General features: G+C 50.9%; 17 protein-coding genes. 10 read left to right on the top strand and 7 right to left on the bottom strand.

The features are described 5' to 3' along the window. Nucleotides 1-31 precede the first annotated feature (31 nt). The 3 genes from PsAD37_RS22835 to PsAD37_RS22825 all read right to left on the bottom strand — a co-directional run bounded on the left by PsAD37_RS22835 (nt 32) and on the right by PsAD37_RS22825 (nt 2,765). Nucleotides 32-499 carry a hypothetical protein gene (locus tag PsAD37_RS22835; protein ID WP_063298058.1) on the bottom strand — a complete coding sequence of 156 codons (468 nt, stop codon included), beginning with the start codon at nt 497-499 and terminating at the stop codon, nt 32-34. A gap of 395 nt (nt 500-894) precedes the next feature. Next, nucleotides 895-1,809, bottom strand: a complete 915-nt coding sequence (locus tag PsAD37_RS22830; protein WP_063298043.1) for a pseudouridine-5'-phosphate glycosidase — start codon at nt 1,807-1,809, stop codon at nt 895-897. Between the two features lie 32 nt (nt 1,810-1,841). Next, a complete protein-coding gene (locus PsAD37_RS22825; protein ID WP_063298042.1) occupies nt 1,842-2,765 on the bottom strand; it encodes a carbohydrate kinase family protein in 924 nt (307 codons plus the stop codon). Between the two features lie 301 nt (nt 2,766-3,066). Between PsAD37_RS22825 and recA the strand changes: the two genes are divergently transcribed. The 3 genes from recA (at nt 3,067) to PsAD37_RS22810 (ending at nt 8,347) form a co-directional block, all read left to right on the top strand. Continuing rightward, nucleotides 3,067-4,131 carry a recombinase RecA gene (recA, locus tag PsAD37_RS22820; protein ID WP_063298041.1) on the top strand — a complete coding sequence of 355 codons (1,065 nt, stop codon included), beginning with the start codon at nt 3,067-3,069 and terminating at the stop codon, nt 4,129-4,131. A gap of 190 nt (nt 4,132-4,321) precedes the next feature. Beyond that, the gene (gene alaS, locus PsAD37_RS22815) at nt 4,322-6,982 is read left to right on the top strand and encodes an alanine--tRNA ligase (RefSeq protein WP_063289591.1); all 2,661 of its coding nucleotides are present in this window, start codon (nt 4,322-4,324) and stop codon (nt 6,980-6,982) included. Nucleotides 6,983-7,171: 189 nt separating this feature from the next. Beyond that, nucleotides 7,172-8,347 carry a cyclic nucleotide-gated ion channel gene (locus PsAD37_RS22810; protein WP_063298040.1) on the top strand — a complete coding sequence of 392 codons (1,176 nt, stop codon included), beginning with the start codon at nt 7,172-7,174 and terminating at the stop codon, nt 8,345-8,347. Here the strand turns inward: PsAD37_RS22810 and PsAD37_RS22805 are convergent. The 3 genes from PsAD37_RS22805 to PsAD37_RS22795 form a co-directional block, all read right to left on the bottom strand. Continuing rightward, nucleotides 8,337-9,317 carry a glycerophosphodiester phosphodiesterase family protein gene (locus tag PsAD37_RS22805; RefSeq protein WP_063298057.1) on the bottom strand — a complete coding sequence of 327 codons (981 nt, stop codon included), beginning with the start codon at nt 9,315-9,317 and terminating at the stop codon, nt 8,337-8,339. The genes PsAD37_RS22810 and PsAD37_RS22805 overlap by 11 nt on opposite strands. A 213-nt stretch (nt 9,318-9,530) precedes the next feature. Further along, entirely contained in the window at nt 9,531-10,652 is a 1,122-nt protein-coding gene (locus PsAD37_RS22800; protein ID WP_063298039.1) for a hypothetical protein, read from the bottom strand. Between the two features lie 184 nt (nt 10,653-10,836). Further along, the gene (locus PsAD37_RS22795; RefSeq protein WP_063298038.1) at nt 10,837-12,054 is read right to left on the bottom strand and encodes an NADP-dependent isocitrate dehydrogenase; all 1,218 of its coding nucleotides are present in this window, start codon (nt 12,052-12,054) and stop codon (nt 10,837-10,839) included. A gap of 459 nt (nt 12,055-12,513) precedes the next feature. Between PsAD37_RS22795 and fabF the strand changes: the two genes are divergently transcribed. Further along, the gene (gene fabF, locus PsAD37_RS22790) at nt 12,514-13,776 is read left to right on the top strand and encodes a beta-ketoacyl-ACP synthase II (protein ID WP_063298037.1); all 1,263 of its coding nucleotides are present in this window, start codon (nt 12,514-12,516) and stop codon (nt 13,774-13,776) included. 194 nt (nt 13,777-13,970) lie between these two features. Then, nucleotides 13,971-14,561, top strand: coding sequence for a DUF2585 family protein (locus tag PsAD37_RS22785; protein WP_063298036.1), 591 nt, complete (start codon nt 13,971-13,973; stop codon nt 14,559-14,561). A 90-nt stretch (nt 14,562-14,651) separates the two neighbouring features. Here the strand turns inward: PsAD37_RS22785 and PsAD37_RS22780 are convergent, their stop codons facing one another. Further along, nucleotides 14,652-15,242, bottom strand: coding sequence for an HdeD family acid-resistance protein (locus tag PsAD37_RS22780; protein WP_208992032.1), 591 nt, complete (start codon nt 15,240-15,242; stop codon nt 14,652-14,654). 288 nt (nt 15,243-15,530) lie between these two features. Between PsAD37_RS22780 and PsAD37_RS22775 the strand changes: the two genes are divergently transcribed. The 5 genes from PsAD37_RS22775 to ttcA all read left to right on the top strand — a co-directional run bounded on the left by PsAD37_RS22775 (nt 15,531) and on the right by ttcA (nt 20,625). Continuing rightward, the gene (locus tag PsAD37_RS22775; RefSeq protein WP_063298035.1) at nt 15,531-16,301 is read left to right on the top strand and encodes an RNA methyltransferase; all 771 of its coding nucleotides are present in this window, start codon (nt 15,531-15,533) and stop codon (nt 16,299-16,301) included. Nucleotides 16,302-16,336: 35 nt separating this feature from the next. Continuing rightward, nucleotides 16,337-17,074: a glutamate racemase gene (murI, locus tag PsAD37_RS22770; RefSeq protein WP_370446628.1), complete on the top strand. Its 738-nt coding sequence runs from the start codon at nt 16,337-16,339 to the stop codon at nt 17,072-17,074. Nucleotides 17,075-17,225: 151 nt separating this feature from the next. Further along, a complete protein-coding gene (locus PsAD37_RS22765) occupies nt 17,226-18,671 on the top strand; it encodes a sodium:alanine symporter family protein (protein WP_193757778.1) in 1,446 nt (481 codons plus the stop codon). 238 nt (nt 18,672-18,909) lie between these two features. After that, complete coding sequence (rpsD, locus tag PsAD37_RS22760) at nt 18,910-19,527, top strand: 30S ribosomal protein S4 (protein WP_057462588.1); 618 nt, start codon at nt 18,910-18,912, stop codon at nt 19,525-19,527. A gap of 132 nt (nt 19,528-19,659) precedes the next feature. Next, the gene (gene ttcA, locus PsAD37_RS22755; RefSeq protein WP_063298033.1) at nt 19,660-20,625 is read left to right on the top strand and encodes a tRNA 2-thiocytidine(32) synthetase TtcA; all 966 of its coding nucleotides are present in this window, start codon (nt 19,660-19,662) and stop codon (nt 20,623-20,625) included. The last annotated feature ends 86 nt before the right edge of the window (nt 20,626-20,711 follow it).

Here is a 20,711-nt window from a genome sequence, read left to right as displayed (position 1 = left end):
AGCTTTCCGGCCTTTTTTGAATTCTGGATGCTTAGCAGCCCGCAGATGATTCCGCATTGGACTTCAAACGCTGAAGGCTCTGCATGGAACCTGGATTTCCTGGAAGTTGGAAAGACTGTTCTTGCGGGGTGTAGATGTTGTTGACCAGTGCAAGGTCCTGAACAACATTTGTACGGCACTGCGCGCCAGAGAAGCGCACACGAATGCGATAGGCGCGCTCACCGGAGTCAGAGGCGCCGAACTCGTTATCCAAAACAGCGTTTTCGCCGCGCACATAGCTTTCCATCACTACCATGTTTGGTTCATTCTGCTGCACGATGGTGCCGCGTGCGCTTGCGCTATCGACCAGTGTTTTGCGAACAGTTTCAGGAGACGCGTTGATCTGGATGGTCTGAGAATCTGAGTCTGCGCGAATGGTTGGCTGACCACTGCGAATGGAGGGGCCGCTTTGGCAAGCTGCGAGAGCTGCAGTTAATCCGATAAAAATGAGTTTCTTCATAGCGTAAATCCTGCGGGTGACAAAAACAGAAGCAGCTGCCGCCAACCGCGAAATTCTGTTTGGCGTGATTTCAATGGAGCCACCCACTAAATGGGATCGGCCTTTCTCGCATATGCCCGCCTGATGGCGTTTTGATGAGCACTATATGACCACAAGATGCAAATGCGCCAATAGAAACACAGCGATGTAAAGTTCTATAGCTTTAGAACACCTAAAATAATCGGGACCGAAAAACAACGGAATCTTTCGATCAAAGAGATGTGAACGTCTCTGCATGATTTGAGTTGATTGAAAGTGTCGGGGGTGAGCAGAAGAAACAACGCAGGTTGCGCATAAAAAAATCCGGGCTGGATTGACCGGTCCGGATTTGTATTTCTGTTTGGTTTAAAAGCTGCTTATGCAGTCAAACCACAGGCAATTTTTGTTGCAAGCTTTGCGTTGTTTTTAACCAGCGCAATGTTGGTTGCAAGGCTGCGGCCCTTGGTGCGCTCGAAAATGTCTTGCAGTACGAACGGTGTTACTTCCTTGCCGGTGACGTTCTGTTCTTCAGCGGCCTGAATGGATGCATCAATGAACACCTGCATTTCGTCAGATGGAATTTCGTCTTCTACAGGTACCGGGTTGGTGACCAGCATGCCGCCGTGATCGCCAAATGTTTCGCGGAACTTGATCAGTTTGGAGATGTCGGAAGGGTCGTCCAAGCTGTAAGGCGCTTTGATCTTTGAATCGCGGGACCAGAAGGCTGGTACGTTTTCACAATTGAACCCAATGACCGGAACGCCGCGTGTTTCCAGAACTTCCAGTGTCTTTGGAATGTCGAGCAGCGCTTTTGCACCTGCGGAAACAACACAGACTGGAGTGCGGGACAACTCATCCAGGTCAGCTGAGATATCGAAGCTGGTTTCTGCGCCTTTATGGACACCGCCGATGCCGCCGGTTGCGAACACGCGGATGCCAGCTGCGTGTGCTGCCATCATGGTTGCGGCTACGGTTGTGGAGCCGTTTTTACCCAGCGCCATAGCGAAGGAAAGATCTGCGCGGGAGCACTTCATGACGTCTTTAGCGTTTGCCAGTTCTTCCAGAGTGCTGTCTTCCAGACCTACATGCAGCTCGCCGTTCAACACAGCGATTGTCGCAGGGACTGCGCCACCGTCACGGATGATCTGTTCTACTTCGCGGGCAGTCTCAACGTTTTGTGGGTACGGCATGCCATGGGTAATGATGGTGGACTCCAGCGCAACAATAGGGGCGCCATTGCTCAGAGCATCTGCAACTTCTTTTGAATGATGGATTTTAATTGAACTTCCCATGGTTTTCCCAGTCTTTCGTATGTTGTTGGTGCTTAGGCATGTTCTAATAAACGAGCGTTAAGCGATTGGGGTGAAAGCGTTTCTGGCGCGGCGCCAGTCGCTTCCACTGTAATTGATGCAGAAGCAAGGCCGCTTTTTACTGCTGAAACCGGGGCTTCATTGAGGCAGCTTGCATAAAGAAAGCCTGCAATGAAGGCATCACCTGCGCCGGTGACATCCACGGGAACAACAGAAAATGGAGTGTGCGAGCTTGTGCTGCCTGCACAGTGAAGAGCCAGTGGCTTGTTGGAATTGCTGACCAGAACAATTGGAATGCCCGCAGTTGCCAGCTTTTGAGCTAGTTCTTCTGCTGAGAATTCTCCTGGTTCGCACTCCAAAAGAGCTGTGGCTTCATCTGTGTTGGTAAAAAGAATGTCGATTTTTGAGAGGAGGGGACGCAGTTTGGGCGCCTTCGCAATTGAGACGGTGTCTGCTGCGAGAAGGCGATGCTCCTTGGCATTGGCAAGTGAGAGAAGCGTTGCTTCTTCCAGATTGGTTTCACAGAGCCAGATGTCGCAGTCCAGCAGAGCCTGTGGGATTGGATAGGCTTGTGAGAAACTCACCATCGCTGTGATTTCACTATCCGAAATAGCGGAGAATAACGTACCGTCCGGATTGTGAAGTGCCAGATAGGATCCGGTTCTCCCTTCTGCGACAGTGGTGATACTGGAAGTATCAATCCCGCATTCTGTCAGACTTTTTGCGAGGAATGCTCCATCTGCATCGTCCCCCAGACATCCATGCATTGTTGGTTGCATGCCTAGCCGGGCCATTGCACGTGCAATGTTTGCTCCAACACCTCCAGCACGGGACATAATTTTCCCGGGTGTTGAGGTGTCCGGCTTGAATGGTCGATCTGCATGCGCAATCCTGTCCAGATGGATTGCTCCGATTACTCCGACCTTTTTAGTGGACATAACCAATTCTCCTCCCGACATCGAAAGACAGTTGATATGCAATGTGGTTGGCCAAAGCAAGCTACGAGCAAATACAGACTGTGGGTGATGTATCAAAAGTGCATTTTGCTGTTTGATTCCAGATGCGTTCCTCCAAACGGGTGTCGGGAAAAGTTATCTACATGTTGAACAATAGGAGAACATATTGAAATTAATCCATTTTTATTAGTTAGTTATCAGGTATTGCGGAGTTGGAACAAAATGAGTACAAATAACTGACTTTGAAACTACGCGTCCATCGTGGAATAAGGGATGAGAACGTATGGCACAAACTTCACTTCGCCTTGTTGAGGGCAATCAGATGGACAAGAATAAAGCACTGGATGCAGCGCTTTCCCAAATTGAACGAGCCTTTGGTAAAGGCTCCATTATGCGCATGGGCCAGGGGCAGGCCGTAGAAATCCAGAGCGTTTCGACTGGTTCTCTCAGTCTTGATATCGGCCTTGGAATCGGCGGGCTCCCAAAAGGGCGTATCGTTGAGATCTATGGACCTGAAAGCTCCGGTAAAACCACGCTGGCTTTGCACACAGTTGCCTGTGCGCAGCAAGGAGGCGGGATTTGCGCCTTTATTGATGCTGAACATGCGCTGGATCCGATTTATGCACGCAAGCTTGGTGTGAATATTGATGACCTGCTCATCTCTCAGCCGGATGCTGGTGAACAGGCGCTTGAGATCGCCGATACGCTGGTTCGCTCGGGTGCGATTGATGTGCTGGTGATCGATTCCGTTGCTGCGCTGACGCCAAAAGCAGAACTTGAAGGTGAGATGGGCGATTCGCTCCCTGGCCTGCAGGCTCGTTTGATGAGCCAAGCGCTGCGCAAGCTGACCGCTTCCATTTCCAAATCCAATACCATGGTGATCTTCATCAACCAGATTCGCATGAAGATCGGTGTGATGTTTGGTTCGCCTGAGACGACAACTGGTGGTAACGCGCTCAAGTTCTATGCTTCTGTGCGTTTGGATATCCGCCGTATCGGTGCGATTAAAGATCGTGACGAGATTGTTGGTAACCAGACCCGCGTGAAAGTGGTGAAGAATAAGCTGGCGCCTCCATTCAAGCAGGTTGAGTTTGACATCATCTACGGCGAAGGCATCTCCAAAATGGGGGAATTGCTGGATCTTGGTGTGAAAGGCGGCATTGTTGAGAAGTCAGGTGCGTGGTTCTCCTACAACAGCCAGCGGCTGGGGCAGGGGCGAGAGAACTCGAAAACCTTCCTGAAAGAGAATCCTGAACTGGCGGATGAGATTGAACTTGCTATCCGACAGAATGCAGGTTTGATTGCTGAAAAGATTGATGATCCGGAAAAAGCTGCGGAAAACCAATAGAGTTTAGAGGGGCTGGATTTATCCAGCCTCTTTTTTTGTAGGGTTTTATGGACAGATTTGCTGCATATGGCTAAAACGCGGCAGATACTAATTTTTTGTTGCATCGTTTTTGATGCGCATACCCTGCAATTTGGCGGCTGTGATTGTTGAAGTAGCTGCCCACTAGAAAACGAGACGGACATCAATACCTATGAGTGGCGTCAACGAAATTCGGTCGGCTTTTCTCGACTACTTTGCAAAGAACGGACACGAAGTTGTTCCTTCCAGTCCACTGGTGCCACGCAATGATCCGACATTGATGTTTACAAATGCGGGTATGGTGCCATTCAAGAACGTATTCACCGGTTTGGAAAAACGGGATTACGTGCGTGCAACATCTTCGCAAAAATGTGTCCGCGCTGGCGGTAAGCACAACGATCTGGACAATGTTGGCTACACTGCGCGCCATCACACCTTCTTTGAAATGCTGGGCAACTTTTCCTTTGGAGATTACTTCAAGGAAAACGCTATTGAGCTGGCATGGAATCTGATCACCAAAGAATACGGGCTGCCGGCTGACAAGCTGTTGATCACCGTTTATTCCGAGGATGAAGAAGCATTCAAGATCTGGAAGAAGTTGACTGGCTTTGCTGATGAGAAAATCATCCGCATCCCAACTTCAGACAACTTCTGGGCCATGGGTGATACCGGTCCTTGTGGCCCATGCTCCGAGATCTTCTACGATCACGGCGAACATATCTGGGGTGGCCCTCCAGGATCTCCTGAGGAAGATGGTGATCGCTTTATCGAGATTTGGAATCTCGTGTTCATGCAGTACGAGCAGCTGCCAGAAAAGCGTATCGATCTGCCGCGTCCATCCATCGATACTGGCATGGGTCTTGAGCGTTTTGCTGCGATTATGCAGGGCGTACATAACAACTACGAGATCGATCTCTTCAAGGCTCTGATTGCGAGCTCTGAGCATCTCACCGGTGTTGAAGCTGTTGGCAAAGCACAGGCGAGCCACCGAGTGATTGCAGATCACTTGCGGTCCATGGCCTTCCTGATTGCTGACGGTGTTCTGCCTTCCAATGAAGGTCGTGGTTACGTTCTGCGCCGCATCATGCGCCGTGCGATGCGCCATGCAAACCTTTTGGGTGCGCAAGAGCCGGTTATCTTCAAGATGCTGCCGACACTTGTGCGTGAAATGGGGCAGGCGTTCCCTGAGCTTCCACGTGCTGAAAAGCTTATTGAAGAGACTGTTCAGCTGGAAGAAAAGCGTTTCATCAAAACTCTTGAGCGCGGTCTTGGCCTGCTGGAAGATGCAACCAGTTCTCTGGGTTCTGGTGATCAGCTTGATGGTGAAACAGCGTTTAAGCTTTATGACACCTTCGGCTTCCCGCTCGATCTGACACAGGATGCATTGCGTAGCCGTGAGATTGCGGTTGATACCGATGGGTTCAATACTGCTATGGAGCGCCAGCGTGCTGAAGCGCGTGCGGCGTGGTCAGGCTCCGGCGATGCTGCAACCGATGCGATCTGGTTCTCCATTAAGGAGAAAGCAGGCGCGACTGAGTTCCTCGGTTATGAGACTGAGAAGGCAGAAGGCGTTGTTTTGAACCTTGTGAAGGATGGTGAAGAAGTTACTTCTCTGAAGCAGGGTGAAGAAGGGTCTTTGATCCTTAACCAGACGCCGTTTTATGGCGAATCCGGTGGTCAGGTTGGCGACTGTGGTACCATGGTTGCAGATGGTGTTTCCCTTGCTGTCACCAACACGCAGAAGAAAGCTGACGGTCTGTTCGTCCATTTTGTTCGTGTTGAGAGCGGTGAAGTTAAGGTGGACGATGCGCTTGAGTTGGTTGTTGACCATTCTCGCCGCAGTGCTATTCGTTCCAACCACTCCGCAACGCACCTGGTTCACGAAGCATTGCGTGAAGTGCTTGGTACTCACGTTGCTCAGAAGGGCTCTTTGGTTACGCCAGAACGTCTGCGTTTTGACTTTTCGCATCCAAAGCCTGTCAGCGCTGAAGAAACGGTACGGGTTGAGGCTCTGGCCAACGAGATCGTGCTGCAAAACGGTGCAGTTGAGACTTCTTTGATGGAAGTTGATGAGGCGATCGAAGCTGGCGCGATGGCTCTGTTCGGTGAGAAGTATGGCGATGAAGTCCGTGTGGTTTCCATGGGTACGGCGACTACTGGCGAGAAAGCCGGAAAGTCTTACTCTGTGGAACTTTGCGGTGGTACGCATGTGAAGCGCACTGGTGACATCGGTCTTGTGACTGTTGTTTCTGAAGGTGCTGTTGCTGCTGGTGTTCGCCGTATTGAAGCACTTACTGGTGATGAAGCACGTAAGTATCTGGCTGAGCAGGATGCGCTGATGCGTGAGAGTGCTGGTTTGCTTAAGGTTGCTGCAGCTGACGTTCCTGCTCGTATTGCAAGCTTGCTGGATGAGCGCAAGAAGCTTGAGCGTGAACTGACGGATGCGAAGAAGAAACTTGCGATGGGCGGTGGCAGCTCCGATGGGGATGCCGGTGTTACTGAAGCGGGTAAGTTCAAGCTTATGGCTCGTGTTCTTGAAGGCATCAATCCGAAGGATCTCAAGTCTGTTGCCGATGAAGGCAAGACTGCGATTGGTTCCGGTGTTGTTGTGCTGATCAGCAAAGCGGAAGATGGAAAAGCTGCGATCGTTGTTGGCTCGACTAAGGATGTGAGTGAGACAGCCAGTGCGGTTGAGCTTGTTCGCATTGGTTCTGCTGCTCTTGGTGGTCGTGGTGGCGGTGGCCGTCCGGACATGGCGCAGGCTGGTGGCCCGGATGCAAGCAAGGCTGATGAGGCGATTGCTGCGATTAAGGCTCACCTTGAAACGCTTTAATACCGAACCAAAGATCTAAGAGTTGCAAAGGGGGGATTTAATCTCCCCTTTATTTTTTGCCAGTTACTTTCGCTGGGTGCCTCTTTTTGCGGTTTGCGTGGGCCTGTAAAATGGTGAAGGGAGGTTCATTGCTGTTGGGATTGCTTTATCTGTTTCTTCAAGTGCCCGAGAACTTTATTGGGGGCGTTGGTGGTACACTCCATCAAGTTGAAAGTTTATAATTTGCTGGAGCGCAGCAGTGCCGGTAACCGGCTTGCCAAGCAGATTGATGCGATTCTCATAATTTTTATTGTTGTGAATGTGGGACTTGCTGTCCTTGAGACGGAGCCGAGCATCGGAGAGGTGTATGTCTGGCAGATCTTTTTGCTGGATTTCATTGCTGGCTCAATCTTTGCCGTTGAATATTTATTGGGGCTTTGGGTTTCAGACCTGCATCCTCCTTTGAGGAAATATGGTCCGCTCAAAGCACGTGCTGTTTATGCGATGCAGCCGCTCTCGCTGGTTGATTTTGTGGCTGTGCTGCCCTTCTGGCTTTCGCTGTTCTTCACCAGTATCAGTTGGAAATCGCTTGTTATTTTGCGTCTGTTGCGGTTCTTGAAGATCGCGCGATACTCGCCTGCTGTTCGCTCTCTTATTTCTGCAGTGGTTGCTGAGCAGAGGGCGATTGTTGGCAGTCTGGTGCTGATTTTCGGCGTTGCTCTCGTGTCTGCAACGCTGCTTTACAGCGTTGAACATGCCGCGCAGCCGGAGCATTTTGGTACCATTCCAAGCGCATTGTGGTGGGCGTTTTCAACTCTCACTACGGTTGGTTATGGTGATGTTGTGCCTGTCACAGCGATGGGTAAAACCATCGCCAGTCTGGTGATGTTGATGGGGTACTGCCTGTTTGCGCTGCCAGTTGGAATTGTTGGCACTGCGTTTGCGCGTGAGATCCATAGCAGAGACTTTGTGATCACCTGGGGTATGGTGGCCACCATACCGCTGTTGGAGCGTCTGTCTGCGATTGAGATCGCTGCAGTGACGGAGCTTTTACATTCGCACAGTGTACCTGCTGGACAGACCATATGTGAGAAGGGCGAGGATGGAGACAGCCTTTACCTAATTGCATCTGGTGAAGTGGAAGAAGTGTTTGCTGACCACCGTATTTTACATGGTGAGGGTGAGCATTTTGGCGAGGCATCGTTGTTTGCTCACCGCAAGCGAACGGCCAGCGCTGTTGCGCGAACACCCGTTCAGCTCATGGTCCTCAAAATGGAAGACCTGCGCCGCTTCATGGACCGTAAACCGGCTATAGCGAAGAAGATCATTGATGAAGCTATTGATGAACGGAAGAGTCATCATACGGATGTGGAGTTTACTTCGTAATCTGGCCTTGGATGTATGGCGCAAGAACTTCGATCTTGTCGGTCCAGATGTATCCATAGAAATTATCAGGCACCGCAGCAAGTTGTTCCGGTGTGTCTATGCCGCCACCGATACCCTGTAATGTGAATGGGCCGGATGCGATGACCTCGCTGCCATATTCCTTGAGCCTTTGTTGGAATTTATGTGGCCAGCCCCACACAGCCCATGTGTAATTTGAGGGAACACCAATGACGGTGCCTCTGCAATCATGTGGAACATATCCACTCCAGCCGAGAGCGACGTATGTTTTTAGGCAGGCTTTGGTTTGGCGTTTGTCGAAGCCTACGATTTCCTCGGTGCTATCTGCAATGCTCCAGGTGGGGGCGGCAGCTCCATAGACACCCCAGATTTGCTTCTTCCATTCCGGATGCCTGCTGAGTTTCTCTTGAAGGAGTTCTGCCGAGCGTAGTTCTTTCTCCTTGAAGTTGATCAGGAACTTCTTGCCGGGGAGGGCGCGGAACACCTCCTCGAGTTCTGGTAAGGCACCTATGCCGGTTCCTCTCAATGGATAGGTTTTTCCGCCGTCTGCAGTGTAGCCATAGCCGATGTCCAGAGCTTTGAGCTTTGCAAGTGAATGAGATCTGGTGATGCCTAGGCCATTGGTGCGGCAGTCCAGTGTCCAATCATGAAAGACGGCGAGTTTGCTGTCTGCTGTCGGGTGTACATCCAGCTCCACAATATCTGCGCCAGCTTCAAACGCAGCTTTCATAGAGGCAATTGTGTTTTCCAGATAGGAATGAGAAGGCGTGTCAATGCGTTCTGCGGTGCAAGTCTGACTGGTCAGCTCGTTGCGATGATAGGTTTGGTGGACACCGCGATGAGCAATGAACCTAGTTTTGCCGGATAAGGGTTGGCTTGAAAGCCATGAGGCGTTGAAGAGGTAGACCCCGGCAAAGACGAGGAGGAGCAGCAGGACAATCTTTTTAAACATAAGAGGCGCCGGGTTGGAAACAGAGACCGTCCGCATAGGTTGAAAGCCTAATGTGTTCTCACTTAGGCGTTGTTTTGGCGTACTCAAGATTTCGGCATCAAGGTGCCGGTGAAGTCCCTAGGAACTTTGCGGTAATCAGGCAGAGGCATGTTGAGATCTGGTTGGTCTGTTCGTCAGGGAGCGTCAGAGCTGCTGTTCCGCTCCCTGTTAGCCTTATTTTCCTGAAGCGCAGCTTAGGGTCACTTGCTTATCCGCGGGGCAGTAGAAGTAATTGCAGTGCTCAAAAAACAGCTGGCCGCTGTTAAATAGCATCGCACTAACATCCTTGTACCCTAAGGACCATCTGGCTGAGTGGCCGAGAGCTTGATTGCTCCCGTAGCTTAGTGTCACCAGAGGCTCTTTGCTTTGCTCATTTACGTAAAGCTGCATCTCATAGTCTGACGTTTCAATCGGTCCGCTGTTAGGGCTGGCAGTACAACACGGGGGCGTGTTTTCAGCTACTGAGACTATGCCATATGAAATACCTGTATCCGGGAGAACGCGGGCTGGTTGGGGACCGGTTGGCGGATAAACGACCTCGCCGTTGGACTTGCTTGTGATTGCAAAGGGGAGGACAGGTGCCACCAAAGCCGTTGGATTTGTTGGTGACGTAGATAGTGGAAGCGTGAGTGTTTTGCCCAGATTGGGGAGTGGGTTTTGAGGGGATGCCAGATAGACATCAAGACTGCTGCTGTTTGAGTGCGTGCTTGTGAGGGCGTAATTCTGGTTCTCAAAAGAGACGCCATTGTCGTCGACCAGGTTAAGAAATGGATTTGCGGGAGTGGCTTGATCTGCATCCACCTGGGAAATGCTATGAGGACTGTCAAAACCAACACCCATCATGAAAACCTTAGGGTTGAGATTGCAAGTGGGTGCGGGGGACTTTGAGCAGGTGGGCTTGTTCTTACTATTTGGGCAGTGCTGTACGGCGGCAAAGACCGGAAAGTTTTTGAGGTGTTTTGTAGGGACCTTGCCGGGCGTTCCAAACGAGAGATCGCGATTGATTATGTATCCAGCATAGGTGTTCCCTGAGCTGGAGTAGGACAGGGTGGTGCAGGTGGAACTTACCTGCTCTTCAGCTGTGGGAATAAAAAAGCCTGCAGAGCCAACGATGCCGGTTGATCCTGTATCCATCACAAAGATCGAGCTCTTTTTTTCACCAGACGAGACTGTAGTTTGTATTTCCAGCTGGAAGTATGGGCCAATTTTCTTGGCGGTTATGGCGTCATTATCCTGAGCTTGTGCAAAGTTTGCCAATCCCGCGCCGAGCAGGAACAGTAAGAGTTGTGGTTTCATCGTCTGGATCCTTTTTGATTACGGTAGGGCCGTATTCGTGAAGGATGCATTGTTCGGGGCTCCCTTGATTTAAAGGGAGTACTGGAATTTCAATCGGTTTGGCTGACTGGCCTGCGCAATTGTTTCGCCCACAAAAAAGGGTGCCCGGAGGCACCCTTTTCATAAATCAGCGCTTTGGCAGTACTTATGCAGCAGCCATAGCTTTCTGAAGGTTTTCGTCGACTTTGTCGAGGAAGCCAGTTGTGGTGAGCCACTTCTGTTCTGGACCTACGAGAAGAGCCAGATCTTTGGTCATGTGACCGCTTTCAACTGTATCGATACATACCTGCTCAAGAGTTTCAGCAAACTTCTTCAGCTCAGCGTTGTTGTCGAGTTTTGCGCGGTGAGCCAGGCCACGGGTCCATGCAAAGATAGATGCGATGGAGTTTGTGGAAGTGTCTTCACCTTTTTCATGCTGACGGAAGTGACGGGTCACTGTGCCGTGTGCAGCTTCTGCTTCAACGGTTTTGCCGTCTGGTGACATGAGAACGGAAGTCATCAGGCCAAGGGAACCGAAGCCCTGTGCAACGGTGTCGGACTGAACGTCGCCGTCGTAGTTCTTACAAGCCCAAACGTAACCACCGGACCACTTCATGGATGCAGCAACCATGTCATCGATGAGACGGTGCTCGTACCAGATTTTTTCTGCTTCGTACTTCTCTTTGAACTCAGCGTCATAGATTTCCTGGAAGATGTCTTTGAAGCGACCATCGTATACTTTGAGGATGGTGTTCTTGGTGGACAGGTAGCAAGGTACCTTACGGCCAAGAGCATAGTTCATGGAAGCACGGGCGAAGTCGCGGATGGAATCATCCAGGTTGTACATCGCCATTGCGATACCGGCTGAAGGAGCATCGAATACTTCGTGTTCAATCTCAGCGCCGTCGTCACCAACGAATTTGATAGACAGCTTGCCTTTGCCAGGGAATTTGAAGTCAGTCGCGCGGTACTGATCACCATATGCGTGACGGCCAACGATGATTGGCTGTGTCCAGCCTGGAACCAGACGTGGAACGTTGGACATGATGATTGGCTCGCGGAAGATAACGCCACCCAGGATGTTACGGATGGTGCCGTTTGGAGAGCGGTACATGCGCTTCAGGTCGAATTCTTCAACGCGTGCTTCATCTGGAGTGATGGTTGCACACTTAACGCCAACGCCGTGTTCTTTGATTGCGTTTGCAGCATCAACAGTGATCTGATCGTCTGTTGCGTCGCGGGACTCAATGCCGAGGTCGTAGTACTTCAGATCGATGTCCAGGTAAGGATGGATCAGCTTGTCCTTGATGAACTGCCAAATGATGCGAGTCATCTCATCGCCGTCGAGCTCGACGACTGGATTTGCTACCTTGATCTTCGCCATATTAGTAGACCTCGTGTTTTTAGGTACATGAAAATGGAGCCTGAAGCGGCTCGAATTGCCATGTGTATACACATGTGCGCAATTTAATGCCAGTGGAAATGCTAGCTCGGTTGGCTTGTAATACCAAATTCGTATGCTGCACAGAAGTGGTGTTTGCTAACAAACTGCAATTTCAACTATATTTGCTCTCATGCGTGGTGTGAGTTGCTGCCCATAATCTTGTCAGACCTTTCTCCTTTTCGAGTGGATTGTCGATCATTCTGCTTAGGGCGCAAAAACTGATTACTCCGCAATCCCAAGATGTTATCCACTATGAGTTGCAATTGTGCAGTTTGTTCTTAACTCTCAAAACATATCCAATTACTCTGGCAACCTGATGGCGTCATAATTGGGACGCGAGCATTTTGTAGAGCGCGCAGGAGTCGGTTCCTGCGTTCTTTGACTTAGGAGTAAGGGAAGATGCGGATTGTTGTAACCGGTATGGGGGTTGTTTCGCCCCTAGGTGTTGGGATCAACCCGTTTTGGAAGAGACTGGTAGCTTCTGAAAGTGGTATTCGCGCTCTTACCAGATTTGATGGAAGCGAGCATGCTTGTCAGGTGGCAGGACAGGTTCCAACCATCGACGAAGATGAATTTGGCTTTGATGCCAGTGTTGCTATTCCTTTTAAAGACCAGAAGAAGATGGACTTATTTATCCATTATGCTCTGGTTGCAGCCAAGGAAGCCGTTGAACAGGCTGGCTGGCGTCCTGAAACGGACGAAGAGAAGGAAAGTACTGCGACGATCATTGCATCCGGGGTTGGTGGTTTTCCAGCTATGACCGGAGCTACACGCACTGTGGAGACCAAAGGTCCGCGGCGATTGTCGCCGTTCATTGTGCCGAGCTTTCTGGCGAACCTTGCAGCGGGTCAGGTTTCGATTGCTAATGGGTTTAAAGGGCCGTTGGGAACGCCGGTGACCGCATGTGCTGCCAGTGTGCAGGCCATTGGTGATGCGGTGCGCATGATCAGGAGTGGTGAGGCAAGTGTCGCCCTTGCTGGTGGTGCTGAGGCTTGTATTGATGCTGTCTCATTCGCTGGCTTTTCTGCAGCCCGTGCTCTGTCGAGCGGGTTTAATGATGAGCCTAGCAAAGCTTCTCGTCCCTTTGACAAAAACCGTGATGGATTTGTCATGGGTGAGGGGGCTGCGATGTTGGTGATTGAGACGCTTGAGCATGCCCTTGCTCGCGGTGCGACACCGCTTGCTGAGATCCTGGGGTATGGCACGTCAGCTGATGCCCACCATGTGACAGCTTCTCCTCCGGATGGCGCAGGTGGGCAAGCTGCGATGCGCAAGGCCTTGAAGCAGGCAGGGATTAATCCTGACGATATTGATTATATCAATGCCCACAGTACATCCACACCAGTTGGGGACGCTGCAGAAATTGCAGGCATTCAGGCTGTGTTTGGAGATCGTGGGAAAGATCTGGCTGTTTCTTCAACCAAGTCTGCGACGGGGCACCTTTTGGGAGCTGCCGGTGCTCTTGAGGCAATCGCTTCTATTATGGCACTGCGGGAAGGTGTGCTTCCTCCGACACTGAATCTGGAAGAGCCTGATGATGAGGCTTCTCAGTTTGATCTGGTGGCGAATGCGTCCAAAGAGAAAGACCTGAAATACGTCATGTCCAATGGCTTTGGTTTTGGCGGGGTGAACGCTTCCGTGATCTTTGGAAAGCCGTGCTGACAGCTGGCGGCAACATAGTTTTGGAAAAGGCTCAGGGGTTCTCTGAGCCTTTTCTTTTTGCCACATTGTTCTTTTAGCTGCACTTTACTGACTTAATTCAACTCACGTTTCTTGCAGTTTTCGTTGGTTGATTTAGGCGTTGCTTATATAGGCAGGCTTGTTTGAAGGTCCTGCTCATTTTGAAAGTTTGATTGATGCTCAACCGTTTGAACAACAAGCACTATGCTTTGATCACCGTTCTGTTGCTAATTGCGACTGCCGCTATCCTTCTTGCTATGGGGCGGGAACCAATCTGCAAATGTGGGGTGATCAAACTTTGGGCGGGCACTGCCAACAGTGCTGATAGTAGCCAGCACATCTCTGATTGGTACACACCGTCTCACATCATCCACGGCATGCTGTTTTATGCTTTGTTCTGGTGGATGGGCCGTCTCTTTACGGATGGGGCAGGTTGGCCTATGGGCTTTCGGTTGGTTCTATCGGTTATTGTTGAGGCGACCTGGGAGCTTGTCGAGAACTCCAGCTACATCATCAATCGTTACCGCGAAGCGACTATCGCCCTTGATTACTTTGGCGACAGTGTTCTGAACTCCGTGTTTGATATCATCTGGATGATTTTCGGGTTTTGGCTTGCTTCACGGTTACCAGTTTGGCTGTCTGTTGTGCTCATTCTTGCCATGGAGTTGATTGTTGGGGCGATCATCAGGGATAACCTCACACTCAATGTGATCATGCTGGTTTATCCGTTGGATGCCATCAAAGAATGGCAGATGCAGGCCTACTGATTACAAAACTGTGCCGCGCTCATTTTTAGATTGCGCGGCACGCTGTCTTTCTGAGTTCACTTTCGCAATGAAGTTCTCAACCGAAGCGCTCTATGCTTTCTTGTGCGCGGCCAGTGCGATGGCCACATAACTCCAGCCATTGAACATGATGGAAATGCCGGCCACAAGGCCCAGAGCCCAAGCGGTTGAAGCAGGGAAGTCGAGCAGGATCATCAAGCCGGCTGCCATTGCTATGATACCAGAGGCCAGAATCCAGCCCCAACTGGCGTGAGGTCGCAAACGGAATGAGAACAACACCTGCGCGATGCCTTGCGCTATGAAGACAGCAGAGAGCACGAGTGTCAGTGCTCCTGTTCCGGCGACAGGGTTATAATAGATTGCTACTCCACCAACCAGTGCTATGATTCCAATCAGTGATTGTCCGAGGAAGCCTCCCCATTCTTTTACCTGCATGGCGTGCCAGAGTTGAAGAACCCCGACGACTATCAGAACCAATCCAATTACCAGTGCTACTGCGATGGAGGACGCGTATGGTATGACCAACACAATCGTACCACCAATCACCATCAATACTCCGAGCACCAGAAACTTCAACCAGTTGTCACGCACTAACTGCGTGAGGTCCGGGACATTTGTAGGCGGGGTGCCACCTGCGTTGGGTTCTTGTCCAGACATTGTCATCGGGGTCTCCTTCGTAGAGGGTCATGCCATTCAGAGGCTGCATTGAAACGGCTAACACTCTAGGTAACAGCAAAACACAGCTTTACTCTTGATTGAATTCGCCGAATTTTACCCTCTTTAGGTGATTGGTCAGAGTTCCTACGCCATATCATGTGACTGAGGTGCGGGTGGTGACTTATCGCCGAGGGAAAACGACAGGCTTATTCTGATAGGAGTTTGCGTTTTCTGAGACTGCATCAAGGTAAAACGGCTCTGGTAATTTCCAGTGTGATCGGCTAGAGGATCCGCATGTCTGAAAGCACTCCTGAAACAAACAATGCCATTCCTCCTGTTGTCGTTCTCTGTGAACCTCAACTTGGCGAAAACATCGGTATGGTTGCTCGTGCTATGGCCAATTTTGGTCTGCACGACCTGCGCCTGATCAATCCACGCGACGGTTGGCCGAGTGAAAAAGCACGCTCAGCTTCCAGCCGGGCACATCATGTTATTGATGCAGCACGAGTTTTCGATAGCGTTGAAGAAGCTGTTGCCGATCTGAAACTCGTTTTTGCAACGACCGCACGTAGCCGTGATATTCCAAAATCTGTTGTGGGACCTGATGAGGCTGCGACTGAGAGTGTTGCTCAGGGCGTGCGCGGGATCCCGTCCGGTTATATGTTTGGCCGAGAACGCTGGGGCCTGAACAATGACGAGGTGGCGCTTGCAAATAAGATTGTGACCCTTCCGGTTGATCCAACCTATGCGTCCTTGAATATTGCCCAGGCTGTTCTGGTATGTGCCTATGAATGGCGCCGTGTGGCTACAGCAGGTGCACTGCCTTTCTCCTTGGACGATTATGATGGAGAGCTGGCAACACAAGAGTCCATTCAACGAATGTTTGAGCATCTAGAAGCAGGGCTAGATTCTCGCGGGTTCTTCCGACCTATTGAAAAGAAGCCAGTAACAATTCGTAGGCTGCGCAACATCTTTCAGAAAGCAGATCTCACCGAAAATGAAGTGCGTATCATGCGTGGTGTGATTTCCTGCTTTGAGAAATATGGCGTGAAGGACAAAGATTGATGCTGACCGGCTCCCCTGTCGTTCCATTTCAGCAAATGCATATGCGGGCGGATACGTTTGGTCGTGTGTTGGTGTTGGATAGTGGTGTCGGGGGGCTGTCTGTGCAGCGTGAGATCAAGCGAATGCTTCCTGACGCTGCATTGCTGTATCTGGCGGATCGTGCTGCTTTCCCCTATGGCGACTGGGATGCGGCGGCACTGCGTGAGCACATCTGCGCATTGGTTGCATCAGTCAGTGAGGCTTGGCAGCCAAGTGCGGTAGTGGTGGCTTGCAATACGGCCTCGACGCTTGTACTCAAGAGCTTGCGAGAGATTATGAGCGTTCCTGTGGTTGGGACGGTTCCTGCAATTAAGCCTGCTGCAGAACAAACACAAAGCGGCGTTTTTGCAGTGCTTGCCACGCCAGGGACTGTGAAGCGTGACTACACGCAGGGCTTGATCATAGAGTTTGCGCCTGAGCACCATATCGCTCTTGTTGGGGCGACGGGTCTTGCTGCACTTGCAGAAGACAAGCTGGTAGGCCGCACTGTTGACCTTGATCGCTTGCAGCAGGAAATTGCTCCTTGCTTTGTCGAGAAAATCGGTCAGCGTACCGACTGCATCGTGCTTGGATGCACGCACTATCCTTTTTTGCAGGAAGAAATGGAGCAGGTGGCTCCCTGGCCGGTGACGTGGATTGATCCAGCGCCTGCGATTGCCAAACGGCTGGTTCAGGTCGTGGAGCCGGAATCTGTAGCGACTGGGTTTGAGGATCTGTTTTTCCTGACCAGCTGAGGTTCTCTCTCGTAGCGTATAGGTTGCTGGAGTGTTGCCCGCCTTGGCTTAAATCCTCTCTTATTTAATTGGTTGTTCTAGGCGGATCTTGAATTTGTTTTGATACCCAGTCGGCACCTGCGCATTTGCTGGAGTCGAAGCCTTGGATATCATCAATACTGTCGTCGATTACACCAATACCATCCTCTGGAATTACGTTCTGCTTTATGGCTTGCTTGCCGTTGGTGTGTTTTTCACGTTCCGATTGGGCTTTATCCAGTTTCGTTATTTTGGGCAGTGTTTCAGTGTTCTTCTCAAATCGAGGCATGAAGATCGCAACGGGATTAGCCCGTTTCAGGCCTTGTGTACCAGTCTGGCGTCCCGTGTTGGTACTGGCAACATCGCAGGGGTTGCTGTGGCGCTGACGCTGGGCGGACCGGGGGCAATCTTCTGGATGTGGATGGTTGCTTTGGTTGGCATGGCGACGGCTTATGCAGAAAGCGCGTTGGCCCAGCTTTATAAGGTTGAAGATGACGACGGTCAGTTTCGCGGTGGTCCGGCGGTTTACATGGCAGCTGGTCTTAAAAGCAAATTGCTTGGCCATATCTTTGCAATTGCTTTGATTTTTGCTTTTGGCATTGTGTTCTCCGCCGTGCAGTCCAACTCCATTGCAGATGCTATGAACAGTGCATTTGATATGCCGGAAATCGTCACTGGTGTTGTGCTCGTTTTAGCCGCTGGGCTGGTCATCTTTGGTGGCCTGCGGAAGATCGCTCACTTTGCTGAGGTCGTCGTTCCGTTTATGGCGATTGCTTATGTGGTGATCGCGTTTGGTATTCTGGCTGCGAATTACGAAGAAGTGCCCGGTGTTCTGTGGAGTATCGTCGCGCATGCCTTCGGCCTTGAAGAAGCGGTTGGCGGGATATCTGGTGGTGTGATGGCAGCGCTGCTGAACGGTGTCCGCCGTGGTCTATACTCCAACGAAGCTGGCATGGGGTCTGCGCCAAACATTGCCGCGTCAGCTGTTCCTGATCCGCATCATCCTGCCTCACAGGGCTTTGTGCAGGCGCTGGGTGTTTTCATTGATACGATCGTGATCTGTACTGCGACCGCATTGATTATCCTGCTCTCCGGTATCTATGATCCGACAACTGGTGTGACGGGAATATCGCTGACACAATCTGCGGCAGAGGCGCATGTGGGTGACTTTGGTGTCTACTTCATCGCTGTTGCGATCTTGTTCTTTGCATTCACCTCGATTGTGGCGAACTATTCTTATGCGGAAAATGCCATGATTTATCTGGAGCATGGCTGGAAGCCGGGGCTCACAATCCTTCGTGTTCTTTCGCTGGCAATGGTGTTTTGGGGTACTTTGCAGACAGTCGATACTGTATTCAACGCAGCGGATGCCGCTATGGCTGTGATGGCCACAATCAACCTGATTGCGATTGTGCTTCTAGCGCCAAAAGTGTCCTTGATTACCAAGGATTACATTAAACAGCTTAAGGAAGGGAAGGAACCTATGTTTGATATTGCCGAACATCCTGAACTTGCAGATGGTGTTGATGCTACGATCTGGAGCAAAGAGCGCGGCGAAGAAGCGCAAAGGCGCTATTGATAGTGCTCTTATTTCTCAGCTGTTTGCTGTCATATTCCGTTGACTCTTGCGTGCAATTTCAATAGGAATGCGCTGTTCATGGCGGTTCCTATGGAGCCGGCTTGATTTTACGCACCCGTGTGGTTCGGCATGCGCTATTTGCCAGGACCGCTGTCAATCTTTATGAGCCTTTGGGTTTGTGAAGGAAAAGGAGGGCGCGTTTCCTTTAAAATTACAGATAAACGCTAAGGAAACTGCGATGTCTAAGCGCCAGAGCGCCAAGTATAAACTAGACCGTCGGATGGGTGAAAACATCTGGGGTCGTCCTAAAAGCCCTGCGAACCGTCGTGAATATGGCCCAGGCCAGCACGGTCAGCGTCGTAAGGGTAAGCTTTCTGACTTTGGTGTGCAGCTGCGCGCTAAGCAGAAGCTGAAAGGCTACTACGGCAACATCTCTGAGAAACAGTTCCGTAAGACTTATGATGAAGCTTCCCGTCAGCGCGGTGATACTTCTGAAAACCTTATCGGTCTTCTCGAGTGCCGTCTTGACGCAGTTGTTTACCGCGCAAAATTCGTTCTCACTGTGTTTGCTGCTCGTCAGTTCATCAACCACGGTCATGTGAACGTAAATGGTCGCCGCGTAAACATCGGTTCTTACATGTGTAAGCCTGGTGACGTTATTGAAGTTCGTGAAAAGTCCAAGCAGCTGGCAATCGTACTGGAAGCAGTACAGTCCGCTGAGCGCGACGTTCCTGACTACCTTGACGTTGACACCAACAAGCTGACCGCGACATTTGCTCGTGTTCCTGCTTTTGGCGACGTGCCTTACCCAGTTCAGATGGAACCAAACCTGGTTGTGGAATTCTATTCCCGCTAATAGGTTTGATCCTGAAGAATTTGATTTGGGCTGCCCTTTGGGTGGCCCTTTTCTTTTGGTGGTGTTATTCCTCCCGCAGCATATTGCATTCGCCATTGTTTGATTGAGAACGAGTGAAGATAAGATAACGCCATGAGCCAGTTAAGCGCAGAACACGCCACTGATACAGCTGCTGAGGACAAGAGTTTCGATTCAAAGTGTCATCCACTTTTCCGTGAGGTGCCAAGTTCGGTTGAGTTCAAAAAACTGCGTAAACGGTTGCTGCGTGAAACTCGTCAGGCAATTTCTGACTATAAGATGGTTCTGGATGGGGCGAGCCCGGAGAAAACCAAATGGCTGATCTGCCTTTCTGGCGGTAAAGACAGCTACACTCTGCTTGCTGTTCTGATGGATCTGAAGTGGCGCGGTCTTCTTCCTGTTGACCTGATCGCCTGCAATCTTGACCAGTCCCAGCCGGATTTCCCGCAACACATCCTGCCCGAGTTCTTTGAGCGCTACCAGATCCCGAACAAGATTGTGCGCGAGAACACCTACGGCATTGTGACCGACAAGCTGCCTGAAACGTCTACTTATTGTTCCCTGTGCTCTCGCCTGCGCCGCGGTATTTTATATCGTACTGCGCGTGAGCTGGGCTGTGAGGCAATTGTGTTGGGGCATCACCGGGACGATGCTTTGGAAACCTTTATGATGAACATGTTCTTTGGTGGCCGCATGGCGTCGATGCCGCCAAAGCTGGTGAATGATGAAGGTGACCTGATGGTGCTGCGTCCGCTGATGAACTCCTCTGAAGCGGATATCGAGAAGTTCTCCAAGGCAATGGATTTCCCAATCATTCCTTGTAACCTGTGTGGCTCACAGGATGGCTTGCAGCGTGTTCAGGTGAAGAAGATGTTGCAACAGTGGGAGAAGGAGACGCCGGGTCGGCTGGGCATTATGGCTCGGGCTCTGGCGCATGTGCGTCCATCTCATTTACATGATGCACAGGCGTTTGATTTTGTTGGCCTGCGTCCTAATACGGGTGAGCAGGGAGAGAGTGATCAGGAACCTTGCTCCGCTGCTGCTGCGATGACTGAGAAACTGTTTGGCAATGAGTTTTAGTCATTTGGCTTAACTGCTGTAATTCTAAACCGCTGCATCCTTTGATGGAGCGGTTTTTGCTTTTTTCCGATAGATTGATCGGTTGG

Origin of the sequence: Pseudovibrio sp. Ad37 (assembly GCF_001623075.1) — a bacterium.
GTDB lineage: Bacteria > Pseudomonadota > Alphaproteobacteria > Rhizobiales > Stappiaceae > Pseudovibrio.
Note: the sequence above shows the minus strand (reverse complement) of the source record. Positions and strands in the feature narration are given on the sequence as shown.

What these genes read in the sequence shown, in the direction of transcription:
- PsAD37_RS22835 (WP_063298058.1), bottom strand. Translation starts at nt 499, where the DNA reads ATGAAGAAACTCATTTTTATCGGATTAACTGCAGCTCTCGCAGCTTGC.
- PsAD37_RS22830 (WP_063298043.1), bottom strand. Translation starts at nt 1,809, where the DNA reads ATGGGAAGTTCAATTAAAATCCATCATTCAAAAGAAGTTGCAGATGCT.
- PsAD37_RS22825 (WP_063298042.1), bottom strand. Translation starts at nt 2,765, where the DNA reads ATGTCCACTAAAAAGGTCGGAGTAATCGGAGCAATCCATCTGGACAGG.
- recA (WP_063298041.1), top strand. Translation starts at nt 3,067, where the DNA reads ATGGCACAAACTTCACTTCGCCTTGTTGAGGGCAATCAGATGGACAAG.
- alaS (WP_063289591.1), top strand. Translation starts at nt 4,322, where the DNA reads ATGAGTGGCGTCAACGAAATTCGGTCGGCTTTTCTCGACTACTTTGCA.
- PsAD37_RS22805 (WP_063298057.1), bottom strand. Translation starts at nt 9,317, where the DNA reads ATGTTTAAAAAGATTGTCCTGCTGCTCCTCCTCGTCTTTGCCGGGGTC.
- PsAD37_RS22800 (WP_063298039.1), bottom strand. Translation starts at nt 10,652, where the DNA reads ATGAAACCACAACTCTTACTGTTCCTGCTCGGCGCGGGATTGGCAAAC.
- PsAD37_RS22795 (WP_063298038.1), bottom strand. Translation starts at nt 12,054, where the DNA reads ATGGCGAAGATCAAGGTAGCAAATCCAGTCGTCGAGCTCGACGGCGAT.
- fabF (WP_063298037.1), top strand. Translation starts at nt 12,514, where the DNA reads ATGCGGATTGTTGTAACCGGTATGGGGGTTGTTTCGCCCCTAGGTGTT.
- PsAD37_RS22785 (WP_063298036.1), top strand. Translation starts at nt 13,971, where the DNA reads ATGCTCAACCGTTTGAACAACAAGCACTATGCTTTGATCACCGTTCTG.
- PsAD37_RS22780 (WP_208992032.1), bottom strand. Translation starts at nt 15,242, where the DNA reads ATGACAATGTCTGGACAAGAACCCAACGCAGGTGGCACCCCGCCTACA.
- PsAD37_RS22775 (WP_063298035.1), top strand. Translation starts at nt 15,531, where the DNA reads ATGTCTGAAAGCACTCCTGAAACAAACAATGCCATTCCTCCTGTTGTC.
- murI (WP_370446628.1), top strand. Translation starts at nt 16,337, where the DNA reads ATGCATATGCGGGCGGATACGTTTGGTCGTGTGTTGGTGTTGGATAGT.
- rpsD (WP_057462588.1), top strand. Translation starts at nt 18,910, where the DNA reads ATGTCTAAGCGCCAGAGCGCCAAGTATAAACTAGACCGTCGGATGGGT.
- ttcA (WP_063298033.1), top strand. Translation starts at nt 19,660, where the DNA reads ATGAGCCAGTTAAGCGCAGAACACGCCACTGATACAGCTGCTGAGGAC.